The organism is Citrobacter amalonaticus (genome assembly GCF_001559075.2).
In the GTDB taxonomy this organism is placed as follows: Bacteria; Pseudomonadota; Gammaproteobacteria; order Enterobacterales; family Enterobacteriaceae; genus Citrobacter_A; species Citrobacter_A amalonaticus_F.
The window spans coordinates 1,278,811-1,292,735 of sequence record NZ_CP014015.2; the positions used below are offsets into that span (position 1 = coordinate 1,278,811).

The following is a 13,925-nucleotide window of genomic DNA, read 5'->3' on the forward strand; positions in this document are numbered from 1 at the left end:
ACCAGGAAAGTCCAACGAAAAGAAAGCCATAGTTTGACTTGCCCCCTGTTCAGGGGGCTTTTTTTGCATAATGACGTATGGCTAGCTGGCGCCTGGCGTCAGAGATGCTGACGGAAAAACGACACCGTTGCGGCCAGCGCTTCGGGCGTAATGCGATGGCGTACGCCTGCTTGCCACTGACAGGTCAGATTGTGGTCCAGGCCGGCCTGAATCATCGCCTGCTGTAAACGGACACTTTCCGCCGCTGGCACCACATCATCATCCTGACCATGCCATAACAGCAGCGGTCTGTCGGCCAGTCTGGCAAGCTGCTGCGACACATCCCACTTCGCCAACGGCGCAATGATATGCGTGAATTCCTCCTGACGGGCGGGCGTGTCCAGGGCGCAAGGAGGAAACAGCGTTCGCGCCAGACGGGTGAAATAGCCCGAGCCCATCAGGCTGGCGACACATTTGACCTCAGGATGCTGAGTCATGATCCCCAGCGCCGTCATTGCCCCCATCGATGCGCCGCCAACCGCAAGACGTTCCTCCAGCAGCCAGTTTTCTGCACGCAGTGCCGCACGTAACGCCGTAAACTCCTGCATGCTCTGCTGCAAAATCTGCCAGAAGCGGCCCATTCTCGCCTGTTCGTCACCATTGAAACGCGCCCCATGCCCGGCGGCGTCTGGCATAATGACCCGAAATCCGGCCTGCGCCAACGCCACGGCAAAATAGCTGTAGACCAGGCTGGAAGAGGTAAACCCGTGGTAGAAAACAATACACGGCAAAGGTGTACTGCGTTGCCCCGAAGGAAAGGCGTGAAGCAGATGATGTTCCGCCAGTTGACATGTTTCAATTTCAATCATTTGCACCTCTTTTGGCGCGGGTATGCCATGGGTCACATTATTAAACAAGGTGACGCATTCAACAACGATTCATAATGTTGAGAACTGGATTACGCTTTCACGACATTTTCATTCGAAAATCGCGCGGAAGGTAACATTTTGGGAACATTCCCCCAAAGGGAAATTAATAAGGCACTACACTATGGCTATCAGGAAACGAGATAGAGTGATGCGTCGGTTTACCTCTTTGATGTTGGTGATGCTGTTAAGTGGATGTAGCATTCTTCAGGGAACGCCGCAGCCAGCACCGCCCGTCGCTGATCATCCGCAGGAAATTCGTCGTGACCAGACACAAGGGTTGCAGCGAATGGGAACCGTGACCTCTCTGGTCAGAGGCTCTCCGGATGATGCAGTTGATGAAGTCAGAGCGAAAGCCGCCGCAGCGAAAGCCGATTATTACGTTATTGTCATGGTTGATGAAACCATCGTGACGGGTCAGTGGTATTCGCAGGCCATCTTATATCGTAAATAATCATTGATGGAATTTAAGCCAATTTCACGTAGCTTTACGCCTCTATACGTTTACCTGTGCACAATAAACCGACAGCAGGAGGCTGGACGTTTATTTCGGCGATGGAATGCCCTGCGCATTGCGGGGAAACGTAAAATGGAGCTGACGATGAAACAATCTCTTGCCTTATCCTCACTGCTGTTAACTGCCGGACTGGTGAGTACGACGGCGCAGTCTGCCGAATTCGCGAGTGCGGATTGCGTGACTGGCCTCAATGAAATTGGCCTGATCTCTGTCAGTAATATTTCCGGAAACCCACAGGATGTGGAGCGTATTGTCGCGTTAAAAGCCGATGAACAAGGCGCGTCGTGGTATCGCATTATTCAGATGTATGAAGAGCAGCAGCCCGATAACTGGCGCGTACAAGCCATACTCTACGCGTAACAGACTGCCGGATGGCGAAAGCGCATCCGGCAACGTATCAGCGTAATCCCCCCGTCGCCCGCAGCAGCAACGCGTCCTGTACCCGTTCGGATAACAGCATCCCACCGCGCGTATCCAGCATCATCTGACACCAGGCCTGGGCAACAGGCGGTGACGCGTGCCGTAACATTTCCATTCCGCATCCCAGCAGGAAAATCTGTTGGGTGATATCGCGCCCCCACGCTTCAGAAGGTTTGCGCAGTCGCGGTAAAAGCTGACGTGCCGCGCGATCAAAATGCCGGTCCTGACCCCTGACGTCAGAGAATGCCTCACTCAGCATCTCATCGACGCCGGTTTGCTTGTTGATAACCCGCAAGACGTCAAGACACATGACGTTACCGGATCCCTCCCAGATACTGTTGACCGGCATTTCCCGGTACAGTCGCGGCAGTTCGCTCTCTTCGCAATACCCTACGCCGCCAAGCACTTCCATCGCCTCCGCCACAAACGGAATACCGCCTTTACAGACGGCAAATTTTGCGGCGGGAGTGAACAGACGCGCCCAGAGTCGCTCTTTGGTATCACTACGCCGATCCCAGGCATGGGCCAGACGAAACAACAACGCAGTTTGCCCTTCCAACTGGAGCGCCATACGGCTGAGCACCTGACGCATCATCGGTTGTTCGATCAGCGGCTTGCCGGACACCTGACGCTGGTGCGCGTGGTAAATCGCCACCGAGAAAGCGCGGCGCATCAGTCCGTGACTGCCGAGCGCACAGTCAAAACGCGTCAGGCCGCCCATCTTCAGAATATGACGAACGCCCTCGCCCTCATCGCCAAGAAGCCAGCCGATAGCATCCTGAAACTCAACTTCCGCACTGGCATTGGAACGATTCCCCAGCTTGTCTTTCAGCCGTTCAAGGCGGATCGCATTGCGCTGCCCATCAGGTAAAAAACGCGGAACGAAGAAACAGGAGAGCCCGCCTTTTGCCTGTGCCAGCACCAGATGGGCATCACTTTGCGGCACAGAGAAAAACCATTTATGCCCCACCAACCGGTACGACCCATCCGCCAGACGCTCGGCGCGGGTGGTGTTGCTCAACACATCAGAACCGCCCTGTTTTTCCGTCATCCCCATGCCGATGAGCAGGCCACGTTTTTGGCCCCCCGGCGCAAGATGCGAATCATAGCGATCGCTGGATAGCGGCGTTTGCCAGTCGGCAAATACGGCGGGCAACATTTGCTGCAATAACGGTGTCGCGGCAAAAGTCATGGTGATGGGGCATAACGTGCCGGCCTCCACCTGCGCATGCAGGACAAAGCGCGCTGCCCGGGCGACAAACGATCCCTCTCGCGCCGCCTCAATCCAGGGCAGATTGTGGATACGGTTGGCACACAGTCCCTGCATCAACAAATGCCATGCGGGATGGAAGCGAACATCGTCCAGACGCTGCCCCTGTGGATCGTAACGTAACAGTTCCGGCGGCCAGGCATTTGCCAGCCGTCCCAGCTCCAGCGATTCCGCGGTGCCAAGCTGTTGACCGATACTGGCGAGAAGTTCACTGTCCCAGCTTGCCCCCTCACGCGCTACAGCCTCGCAGAGCGCGCCATCAGACAGGAACAGATTGCTGTTATTCAGGGGTAACGGCTGATTAAAAACGGTGTGAGTTTGCCAGTGCATTGTGTTTCCCTCCTTCAATGGCATCTCAATAAGTATGGTCAGTCTGAGGGGAGAATGCCTGGAAAGGGGGATACAAAAAAGCCATCCTGTTGGATGGCTTCAGAAATCGTCGATTAGCTGCGCTGTCGCACAGCCTCGAACAGACAGATGCCGGTGGCGACAGAAACGTTGAGCGAAGAAACGCTTCCGGCCATTGGAATGCTGATCAGCTCGTCGCAATGTTCACGCGTCAGGCGACGCATTCCCTCACCCTCCGCGCCCATCACCAGTGCCATACGGCCAGTCATTTTGCTCTGATAAAGAGTATGGTCAGCTTCACCCGCCGTGCCGACAATCCAGATATTCTCTTCCTGTAACATACGCATGGTACGCGCCAGGTTCGTCACCCGAATCAACGGGACGCTTTCCGCTGCACCGCAGGCGACTTTCTTCGCCGTGGCATTCAGCTGCGCAGAACGATCCTTCGGCACGATCACCGCATTGACGCCAGCGGCATCGGCGCTACGCAAACAGGCGCCGAGGTTATGCGGATCGGTCACGCCATCAAGGATCAGCAGGAACGGTTGATCCAGCGAAGCAATCAGATCCGGCAGATCGTTTTCCTGATACTGACGCCCCGGCTTCACGCGGGCGATAATGCCCTGATGTACGGCCCCTTCGCTTTTCTCATCCAGAAACTGACGGTTCGCCAGTTGGATGACCACACCCTGCGCTTCAAGGGCATGGATCAGCGGCAGCAGGCGTTTATCTTCACGGCCTTTGAGAATAAAGACATCCTGAAAACGTTCAGGAGCACGCTCCAGCAGGGCCTGCACCGCATGGATGCCATAAATCATTTCACTCATTGAACTTACTCGTTTTGGGCGGTGTGCGCCGGGTTAAATTAGCCGTGAGAAAACTCACATGCCCCCATTATAACCGACCCGGCGTTCAAATCGACCCTGTCAGCCTTAACCGCCGGCTGGCAGCGTCATTTAAACCGCTTATTAACGTAAGTGCCGTCTCGCCTCCTGACGAACCCGATGCAGGACGTGATGCTTGATCTCGCTATACAAGGGGTGTTCAGCAAGGGTTTCAATATCCCGTTCCCGCCCAAACGGCAGACTAATCTCGTCGACGATTTTTCCCGGTTTTGCCGACATGATCAGAATGCGGTCTGCCAGAAAGAGCGCCTCCTCCACGTCGTGGGTGACGAACAGTAATGTGGTGCCCGTGGACAGCCAGGCCTCACGCAATAACTCTTGCATCATCAGTCGGGTTTGCGCATCCAGCGCACCAAATGGTTCATCAAGCAGTAGCACTTCCGGGCCGGGAAGCCATGCACGGGCCAGCGCCACGCGTTGTTTCATACCACCAGAAAGCTGCCAGGGCGCATGATGTTCAAAGCCCTTCAGCCCTACGCGTTCCAGCCATAACTGCGCCTGGGCGTTGGTTTCGTCTTTGCGATGTTTGCCCAAACGGGGGCCAAAAGTGACGTTTTCCAGCACCGATAGCCACGGGAAAAGATTGGGCTGCTGGAAGATCATTCCGCGATCCGGACCTGGTTGTTTTACCGTTTTCCCTCCCGCAACCACCCGTCCCCGATCCGGTTGATTAAATCCAGCGACCAGGTTCAGGATGGTGGATTTCCCACAACCAGAGGGTCCAAGGAGTACCACAAACTCACCGCGGTTTAACGACAGGTTAATGTCTTCCAGCACCGTAAACGGCTGCGGTTTTGCCGCAAAGGAGAGCGAGACATTTTCCAGGGTAATCGCACTCATTATTCTTTCCCCGCCCAGGGCACAGTCAGACGCTGTAACCCCAGCAACAACAAATCCAGCAAGTATCCAATACCGCCCAGAAGTAAAATTCCCAGCATGACGATATCAGTGCGCAAATAAGAGCTGGCGTTGATCACCATCCAGCCCAGACCAGAACTGGCCGCAACCATCTCTGCGGCAATCAGTGACGTCCAGCCAATACCAATGGAGAGTCTGACCGTCGTGAAGAGATCCGGTAACGCATCGGGCAATACCACACGCATAAAGATCTGCTTGCGTGAAGCGCCGAGCGTTTGTGCCACGCGAATCCGTGAACGCCCAATGCGATCAACAGCAGCCGAAGCGCCGACCACCACGCTCAAAAACGTGGCAATAAAGATCAGGAAAAACTTCGATGCCTCGCCGATTCCCAGCCAGACCACTGCCAACGGGATCAACGCAATTTTTGGCAAAGGACGCAGAAACTGAACAAAAGGATTGAGCACCGCAGCCAGTCCGTCCGATAGCCCCATCAACAGACCCAGAGGAATACCGATAGCAATCGCCACTGCAAACGCGCTTAGCGCACGCGCCAGGCTAATCACAATATGTTCCCACAGCGGTACCTGACGGTAACCATCCGCCATCAGTTCTTCCGTAGTCAGACCAATATCGGTGAGAGATGGTAACAGCAGCGGGTCGACCCACTGCCGTGTCGCCGCTAGCTGCCAGACGATAAAGAAAACCACCACCGACAACACACTGATGGCAATATGCTGACTTAATCTCATTGCGCCGCCGCTTCGCGAATGTAACGAGAATCAATCGCCGTATCCCAGTTAGCAGGAATATCACGCTTACGGATCTCACCAATACCGGCAAGGAAATGGGAGGTTTTGCTCAACGCTTTGCCAATACCGCTGTCAGTAGTTTGAGTCCCGTTTCCCAACCAGTCAGCGGTTCCTTGCTGGGCAAGCGTGGGATATTCCAGTCCACCCAGGGTATTTGCAGCCGTGGTGACTGGCGCACCGACCTCTTTGGCGACAATCCCTGCAGCACGTTCTGGATCGTTTTTGAACTCATCCACTTTCTGCTGATGCACACGCAGGAAAGCGGTCACCGCTTCAGGGTACTGCTCAGCAAAGGCTTTACGCACCACATAGTTGTTGTAGATCAGATAGCCATCTTTTTGCAGATCTTTGGTCGCAAAAACCTGATGCCCGCCCGAAGCCTCCAGTTCCTGAGCAAACGGCGCCCAGACATAACCAGCATCAATATCACCACGCTTCCAGGCCGCCACCATCTCAGCAGGACGCAGTGGCAGCAGCGTGATTTTGCTACGATCCAGCTTGTTCACACTGATCGCGGCTTCAAGGGCATACTGCGCCGTCGAATTTGGCGGATAGCCAACGCGTTTACCCTCGATATCCTTGATGTTGACTATGCCGTCTTTTCCAATCAGACGCTCATAGCTGGCTATCACCCCTGAAACACCAATAATCTCGACCGGTAATTTACGTACAATACCTGCCGTCGCCGGACTGGAGCCAAAATTGGCAATATCAATCGCATTGCTGGCGAAATAATTTAGCGCATCAGCGCCTGAAGCAAATTGCACCCATTTCACTTTCGTGTTTAAGGCTTTATCCAGAGAACCATCCGCTTTTGCCAACATTAATACCTGAGAGCCACCGCTATATGCTACGCGGACTTCAGTTGGCGTATCAGCAACACTCATATTCGCCCACAAACTACCCACAGCCATTAATAATAAGAGACTTCTTTTCATTTTATTTATCCTTTGAGGAATCCGAATATTGAGTCCGACACCGTAGCGGACTGCACATATATTTAAGACGTTAGTTCATTTGCCATAACTGCGAACATCGCTCTGCCAATGCCTGAGCCGGGTCATATGTCAGATGATGAAATGGCGTATTGATCGCCTCCAGTGCGACAGGCACCTCTGTACACGCCAGCACCAGCTTTTGCGCCCCGCGTTCAAACAGTGCATTAGCCTGTCGCGCTAACAACTCTCCCCCTTCAACCAGCGCGCCGCGTTTGACGGCATAACAACCTGGTACGAACCACTGTGTCAGTTCCTCTGCTGTTGGCTCCAGCACCTCAATGCCCTGCGCAGCCAGCCTCTGTTGATACCAGCCGGCATCCAGCGTGCCTTTTGTCGCGATAATGCCCACTCGCGAAGGTTTGTCATCAGACTGAGTCAAGGCATCCAGCGTGGCGTCAACGATATGCAAAATGGGTGCATGACTCACTTCGCTGAGCGCGTTATACCAGTGGTGTGCCGTATTACAAGGGATTGCAATATGGCTTGCTCCCGCCTGATTCAGCGTCCTGATACCGTGTAGCAGTTGTGGAAGGGGTGATGGCCCCGTTCCTGCCAGCGCTTGCTGGCGATCCGCGATTTGCGGCACATTCCAGACGACCATGGGGATCTGCTGCTGATCGCTTTGCGCAGGCGTGGCATCCAGCAGACGACGTTGAAAGTCCAGCGTCGCCAGGGGACCCATTCCCCCCAACACGCCAAGCAAGAAAGGTTTAGCCATGCTCCAGCACCTGCCGGTAACCAAACAGCCCCGCCGATCCCCCGGTATGGATAAAGACAATGTTCTCATCCCGACGGAAGTGACCTTTACGAATAAGGTCAATCAACCCAGCCATCCCTTTTGCGGAGTAAACGGGATCAAGCAAGATACCTTCATGACGAGCCAGCAACGTCAGCGCCTCCAGTGTCCCTTCTGTCGGCAAACCGTACCCATCGCCAACATAATCACTATTCGCCACTACCGCGTGACGCGACAACTCTCCCGGTACGCCAAGCCGTTCCAGCGTGCGGGAAGCCAGCGTCCACACGTTCTCTTCCTGTTTTGCTTTAGGCGCCCGCACGCTGATACCCAACACGGGAATATGGCTGTGGGTTGCCGTAAAGCCCGCCACTAATCCCGCCTGAGTACCGGTACTGCCCGTGGCATGAACGACGTGATCAATGCGCAGCCGGCGCTCGGATGACTGATACAGCAACTCTTCTACACAGGCGACATAGCCCAGCGCCCCCGTCGGGTTCGACCCGCCCCCCGGAATGACATACGGGTTGTACCCTTGCTCACGCAACGTTGCGGCATACTCTTCCATTGCCTGCTGCATATCCGTTCCACCGGGCAGGTGAGCAACGATCTCCCCTCCCAGCAAGTTATCGAGTAACACATTGCCCGAGCGCTGATAATCTTCACCAAAATCCGTCACCCGTTTTTCCAACAGCGCTTTCGCTTTTAACCCAAGCCTTGCAGCACCTGCGATTGTCTGACGGACATGGTTTGATTGCGTCGCCCCTTGGGTGATGACCACATCCGCTTTTTTCTCCAGTGCATCTGCCAGAAGGAATTCCAGCTTGCGGGTTTTATTCCCGCCACTTGCAAGGCCGGTCGCGTCATCACGTTTAATCCATATTTTTGGTCCACCTAATAATTTACTTAAATTATTTAGCGGCTCCAGCGGCGTGGGAAAATGGCCAAGAGATACTCTTGGAAAACGAGCCAGATGCATAAGTGCTCCTTGCTATTAAGGATTTCAAAAAGTGAAATTCACTATACACATCTGCCGAAGAGGGCTAATCAAAAAGAATAAATAACGATTACTGAAAAATGAATAAGGCAGAAAAAAGGAGTGATGACGGGAGTGTATATACTCTTGTGGAATGTCTTACGACAAAAAAGAATAACCCCTTCGCCTGGAAGGGGTTATCGGAAAAAAATTACTGCGCGGTTTTCTTTTTAGCGGCACGCTTTGCTTTTGTCGCCGCCGCTATTTTTTGCGTTTTCTCAGAAGGCTTTTTCGCTTTTCTGGCCTCTTTCTTCGCCGCCTTTGGCTTTTGTTTCTTCTCGCCACGGAAAGCGCTATCAGGCTCGAAATTGGCTTTCTTACCAACCTGACGACGACGCCCGGTTTTTTTGCCTGCATCGCCTTTCTTCGCTCTTTCACGCGCCGTTTTACCTTCGTTACGCGGCGCACGCTCGCTGGAGATCAGGCTGAAATCAATCTTGCGCTCATCCATATTCACGGCTTCGACTTTCACTTCCACGCGATCGCCGAGACGATAAGTCTGTCCGCTGGATTCGCCGGTCAGGCGCTGTCCCACCTGGTCAAAACGGTAGTAGTCGTTATCCAGCGAGGAGACGTGCACCAGACCATCGATGAACAGTTCGTCCAGACGCACAAAGAAGCCAAAGCCGGTGACGCTGGCAATCACGCCTTTAAAGACGTTGCCGACCTGATCCAGCATGAAGTCGCACTTCAGCCAGTCAGCGACGTCACGGGTTGCTTCATCCGCGCGACGTTCAGTCATCGAACAGTGCTGGCCCAGTTGCAGCATCTCTTCCATCGAGTAGTGGTAACCTCCCGTCTCGGTGGTGTTACCCTTATGGCCCTGCTCTTTCGCCAGCAGATACTTAATGGCGCGGTGCAGGGAGAGATCCGGATAACGACGGATTGGCGAGGTAAAGTGCGCGTACGACTGTAGCGCCAGACCAAAGTGGCCCCGGTTTTCCGGATCGTAAATCGCCTGCTTCATCGAACGCAGCAGCATGGTTTGCAGCATTTCGGCATCAGGACGATCGGCGACCGATTCCAGCAGTTCCGCATAGTCACGCGGTTCTGGCTTATTGCCACCCGGCAGTTCCAGCCCCAGTTCCGCCAGAACAGAACGGAAGGAAGTGATCGCCTCGGTGGTCGGCTTGTCGTGAATACGGAACAGCGCAGGCTCCTGGGCTTTCTCAACGAAACGCGCCGCCGAGATGTTCGCCAGAATCATGCACTCTTCGATCAGCTTGTGCGCATCGTTACGCTGGGTTTGCTCAATTCGTTCAATACGGCGTTCCGCGTTGAAAATGAACTTCGCTTCTTCACTCTCAAACGAGATGCCACCGCGCTCTTCACGGGCTTTATCCAACACTTTATAGAGGTTGTGTAGCTCTTCGATATGCTTAACCAGCGGCGCATACTGCTCGCGCAGATCCTGATCGCCCTGCAACATATGCCAGACCTTGGTGTAGGTCAGACGCGCATGTGAGCTCATCACCGCTTCGTAGAATTTATACCCCGTCAGACGGCCTTTGGTCGAGATGGTCATTTCGCAGACCATGCACAGGCGATCAACCTGCGGGTTCAGTGAACACAGGCCGTTGGAGAGCACTTCCGGCAGCATCGGTACCACCTGCGACGGGAAGTACACGGACGTCCCGCGATTACGCGCTTCCTGGTCCAGCGGCGTCGGCGGACGCACGTAATAACTCACGTCGGCAATCGCCACCCATAAACGCCAGCCGCCACCGCGTTTCTTCTCGCAATAGACCGCATCGTCAAAGTCGCGGGCATCTTCGCCGTCAATGGTGACCAACGGCAAATCGCGTAAATCCACACGACCGACTTTTGCCTCTTCAGGCACCTCTTCTTTCAGACCGGCAACCTGTTTTTCAACGGCGGCTGGCCAGATGTACGGGATTTCATGGGTTCGCAGCGCCATATCGACGGCCATACCGGTCCCCATGTTATCGCCCAGTACTTCGACGATTTTCCCTACCGCTTTGGTGCGGCGCGTTGGACGCTGGGTAAGTTCGACCACTACCACAAAGCCCATGCGGGCGCCCATTACCGCGTCCGGCGGGATCAGAATATCGAAACTCAGGCGACTGTCGTCAGGGACGACAAAGCCCACGCCGGCGTCGGTGAAATAACGACCGACAATCTGGCTGGTTTTCGGCACCAGCACGCGCACGATACGCGCTTCACGGCGACCTTTACGATCCGCGCCCAGCGGTTGCGCCAATACCTGATCGCCATGGATGCAGGTTTTCATCTGCTCGCTGGAGAGATACAAATCGTCTTTACGTCCTTCGACGCGCAGAAAGCCGTAGCCATCACGGTGGCCAATAACGGTACCTTTCAGCAGATCGAGGCGTTCCGGCAGCGCATAACACTGGCGACGGGTGAAGACCAGTTGTCCGTCACGCTCCATCGCGCGCAGACGGCGACGCAGGGCTTCCTGCTGCTCTTCGCCTTTTATGTTCAGTTCCACAGCCAGCTCATCGCGGCTGGCGGGTTTTTCGCGTTTTGTTAAATGTTCGAGGATAAATTCCCGGCTTGGGATAGGATTTTCGTACTTTTCAGCTTCGCGTTCCTGGAAAGGATCTTGTGACATCGAGGTTCCTCCATTGTCAGTTCCGGTGGAATTCCGTCGTCTTTCACGCCGTCTCTTTGTTGGCTGCCTTTGCTCTCCCCGGTCACTTACTTTTGTAAGCTCCTGGGGAGTTATGAGAGACATCGCTGTCTCTCACCGAAGGCCAGCCTGCGGCTGTTCAAATTCGTTCCTGACGAATTTGTCACTCTGTTGCCGCCGTGATACGACGCGAAATACTTTGGACTTCATTATTCCACCAGCAATAATTTATAAAGCGGTTGATTCTCTTCAACCAAATCGGCCAGCGTGTAGTTATCCAGCTCCGTTAGAAAACTTTGCACGGCCTTAGAAAGCGCCTGTTTGAGTCGACAGGCAGGGGTGATGTGGCAAAACTCACTGCTACAGTTCACCAGCGACAGCGGTTCGAGTTCGCGCACGACATCGCCGATTCGAATGGTATTCGCGGCTTTGCCTAAACGGATCCCGCCATTTTTTCCCCGAATAGCCGTTACAAAGCCCGCCCGGCTAAGTTGATTGATTATTTTGACCATATGATTACGGGAAACGCCGTAGACGTCTGTCACCTCCGAAATACTGGTCATGCGACCTTCCGGGAGTGATGCCATATAGATTAGCGCTCGTAGTCCGTAATCGGTGAAACTCGTTAACTGCACATCAACCTCAGGGAAAAGGGGGAATCGGGATACATCTTATTTATATTGATGATAAACCAGCCACTAGCCAGGCCGCTAATTTATTTCAGTTCGGGAAGGAAAAAAGCGAGGGTTTAACGCACGATTAAGCCGGATGGCGACGCTTTGCGTCTTGTCCGGCCAACGACACTCTGTAGGCCTGATAAGCGCAGCGCCATCAGGCACTGCGCCACGAACCAAAATTATGCGTCGAACGGGTCACGCAGAATCATGGTCTCAGTACGATCCGGGCCAGTCGAAATAATATCAATCGGCACACCGGTCAGTTCTTCGATACGCTTAATGTAGTTCAACGCTGCCTGCGGCAAACCGCTACGCTCTTTCACGCCGAAGGTGGACTCAGACCAGCCCGGCATGGTTTCGTAAATCGGCTCGATACCTTCCCAATCGTCAGCCGCCAGCGGTGTTGTGGTCACTTCGCGGCCATCCGGCATACGATAAGCGACACAGATTTTCACCTCTTTCAAACCGTCCAGTACGTCCAGTTTGGTCAGGCAGAAGCCCGACAGGGAGTTGATCTGTACTGCACGACGCACAGCAACGGAGTCCAGCCAGCCAGTACGACGACGACGACCCGTGGTAGCGCCGTATTCGTTACCCTGTTTGCACAGGAACTCACCGATGTCATCAAACAGCTCCGTCGGGAACGGACCCGCACCCACACGCGTGGAGTAAGCTTTGATGATACCCAGAACGTAATCCACATAACGCGGACCCAGGCCAGAGCCGGTCGCCACGCCACCCGCAGTGGTGTTAGAGGACGTTACGTACGGATAGGTACCGTGGTCAATATCCAGCAGCGTACCCTGCGCGCCTTCGAACATGACGAAATCGCCACGCTTGCGCGCCTGGTCCAGCAGATCGGACACATCAACAACCATAGAGGTCAGGATGTCGGCAATCGCCATCACATCATCCAGCACTTTCTGGTAGTCAACCGCGTCAACTTTGTAGAAGTTAACCAGCTGGAAGTTGTGATATTCCATCACTTCTTTCAGTTTTTCAGCGAAGGTGGCTTTGTCGAACAGATCGCCAACGCGCAGACCGCGACGTGCGACTTTGTCTTCGTAAGCCGGCCCGATACCACGACCGGTAGTTCCGATCGCTTTCGCGCCACGTGCTTTCTCACGCGCGTTATCCAGCGCAACGTGGTAGTCCAGAATCAGCGGGCATGCTTCAGACAACAGCAGACGCTCGCGAACAGGAACACCACGATCTTCCAGTCCTTTCATCTCTTTCATCAGCGCAGCCGGAGACAGCACAACACCGTTACCGATGATGCTGATGACGTTCTCGCGGAGAATACCTGATGGAATAAGATGGAGGACGGTTTTTTCACCGTTGATTACGAGAGTATGGCCTGCGTTGTGACCGCCCTGGTAGCGTACAACATATTTAGCCCGTTCAGTCAGAAGATCGACGATCTTTCCTTTACCTTCGTCACCCCATTGGGTGCCCAGTACGACGACGTTGTTACCCATTTTTCAAAATCACCGTTTGCTTAAAAATGGATTCTACCATCGCTTTTTCAGATATACAGCACTTTTTGCATGCAAAAATCAGCTAAATTCGCACGTTTTTTGATCAGCCAATCGTTTTCCTCAACATGTAGTAGACCACAATGCCCGCCACCACAAGTCCACCGCCAAAACGACGTAAAGTATTTTCAGGCAACTGCGTCATGGCAGAAATCATCTTCTTCCATGCTCGCGGGTAAAGCATCGGACCTAAACCTTCAAGCACTAACACCAGAGCAAGCGCGAGCCAGATTGTTGAGTTCATCGGACGTCCTTTATAAAAAGAAAACCACCGCATCCCTGAGGATGCCGGTGGTT

General features: G+C 54.0%; 14 protein-coding genes. 2 read left to right on the forward strand and 12 right to left on the reverse strand.

Annotation, left to right across the window (positions count from 1 at the left end):
• Positions 1-98: 98 nt before the first annotated feature.
• A complete protein-coding gene (yjfP, locus tag AL479_RS06080; protein WP_061075443.1) occupies positions 99-848 on the reverse strand; it encodes an esterase in 750 nt (249 codons plus the stop codon).
• A 181-nt stretch (positions 849-1,029) separates the two neighbouring features.
• On the opposite strand from yjfP, the gene bsmA reads away from it, so the two are divergent.
• Together bsmA and yjfN are read left to right on the forward strand one after the other, a co-directional pair.
• Positions 1,030-1,359 (forward strand): biofilm peroxide resistance protein BsmA, encoded by a 330-nt coding sequence (gene bsmA, locus AL479_RS06085; RefSeq protein ID WP_061075444.1) that lies wholly within the window; start codon positions 1,030-1,032, stop codon positions 1,357-1,359.
• Between the two features lie 147 nt (positions 1,360-1,506).
• Positions 1,507-1,782 (forward strand): DUF1471 family protease activator YjfN, encoded by a 276-nt coding sequence (gene yjfN, locus AL479_RS06090; protein ID WP_072140690.1) that lies wholly within the window; start codon positions 1,507-1,509, stop codon positions 1,780-1,782.
• Positions 1,783-1,819: 37 nt separating this feature from the next.
• On the opposite strand, the gene AL479_RS06095 is transcribed toward yjfN, so the two are convergent.
• The 11 genes from AL479_RS06095 to AL479_RS06145 all read right to left on the reverse strand — a co-directional run bounded on the left by AL479_RS06095 (position 1,820) and on the right by AL479_RS06145 (position 13,872).
• Positions 1,820-3,442 carry an isovaleryl-CoA dehydrogenase gene (locus tag AL479_RS06095; RefSeq protein WP_061075445.1) on the reverse strand — a complete coding sequence of 541 codons (1,623 nt, stop codon included), beginning with the start codon at positions 3,440-3,442 and terminating at the stop codon, positions 1,820-1,822.
• A gap of 113 nt (positions 3,443-3,555) precedes the next feature.
• On the reverse strand, positions 3,556-4,287 hold the full coding sequence (gene rlmB, locus AL479_RS06100) for a 23S rRNA (guanosine(2251)-2'-O)-methyltransferase RlmB (protein ID WP_042321448.1): 732 nt from the start codon (positions 4,285-4,287) through the stop codon (positions 3,556-3,558).
• Between the two features lie 141 nt (positions 4,288-4,428).
• Positions 4,429-5,205 carry an ABC transporter ATP-binding protein gene (locus AL479_RS06105; protein WP_061075446.1) on the reverse strand — a complete coding sequence of 259 codons (777 nt, stop codon included), beginning with the start codon at positions 5,203-5,205 and terminating at the stop codon, positions 4,429-4,431.
• On the reverse strand, positions 5,205-5,975 hold the full coding sequence (locus AL479_RS06110) for an ABC transporter permease (RefSeq protein WP_061075447.1): 771 nt from the start codon (positions 5,973-5,975) through the stop codon (positions 5,205-5,207). The genes AL479_RS06105 and AL479_RS06110 overlap by 1 nt, the downstream gene beginning before the upstream one ends.
• The gene (locus AL479_RS06115; RefSeq protein ID WP_061075448.1) at positions 5,972-6,973 is read right to left on the reverse strand and encodes a glycine betaine ABC transporter substrate-binding protein; all 1,002 of its coding nucleotides are present in this window, start codon (positions 6,971-6,973) and stop codon (positions 5,972-5,974) included. The genes AL479_RS06110 and AL479_RS06115 overlap by 4 nt, the downstream gene beginning before the upstream one ends.
• A 70-nt stretch (positions 6,974-7,043) precedes the next feature.
• Positions 7,044-7,751: an aspartate/glutamate racemase family protein gene (locus tag AL479_RS06120; RefSeq protein ID WP_061075449.1), complete on the reverse strand. Its 708-nt coding sequence runs from the start codon at positions 7,749-7,751 to the stop codon at positions 7,044-7,046.
• Positions 7,744-8,748: a D-cysteine desulfhydrase gene (locus AL479_RS06125; protein ID WP_061075450.1), complete on the reverse strand. Its 1,005-nt coding sequence runs from the start codon at positions 8,746-8,748 to the stop codon at positions 7,744-7,746. The genes AL479_RS06120 and AL479_RS06125 overlap by 8 nt, the downstream gene beginning before the upstream one ends.
• Before the next feature lie 208 nt (positions 8,749-8,956).
• The gene (gene rnr, locus AL479_RS06130) at positions 8,957-11,398 is read right to left on the reverse strand and encodes a ribonuclease R (protein WP_061075451.1); all 2,442 of its coding nucleotides are present in this window, start codon (positions 11,396-11,398) and stop codon (positions 8,957-8,959) included.
• 227 nt (positions 11,399-11,625) lie between these two features.
• Entirely contained in the window at positions 11,626-12,051 is a 426-nt protein-coding gene (gene nsrR, locus AL479_RS06135; protein WP_042321442.1) for a nitric oxide-sensing transcriptional repressor NsrR, read from the reverse strand.
• A 221-nt stretch (positions 12,052-12,272) separates the two neighbouring features.
• Positions 12,273-13,571: an adenylosuccinate synthase gene (gene purA, locus AL479_RS06140; RefSeq protein WP_042321439.1), complete on the reverse strand. Its 1,299-nt coding sequence runs from the start codon at positions 13,569-13,571 to the stop codon at positions 12,273-12,275.
• A gap of 103 nt (positions 13,572-13,674) precedes the next feature.
• Positions 13,675-13,872, reverse strand: coding sequence for a DUF2065 domain-containing protein (locus tag AL479_RS06145; RefSeq protein WP_042321436.1), 198 nt, complete (start codon positions 13,870-13,872; stop codon positions 13,675-13,677).
• Between the last annotated feature and the right edge of the window lie 53 nt (positions 13,873-13,925).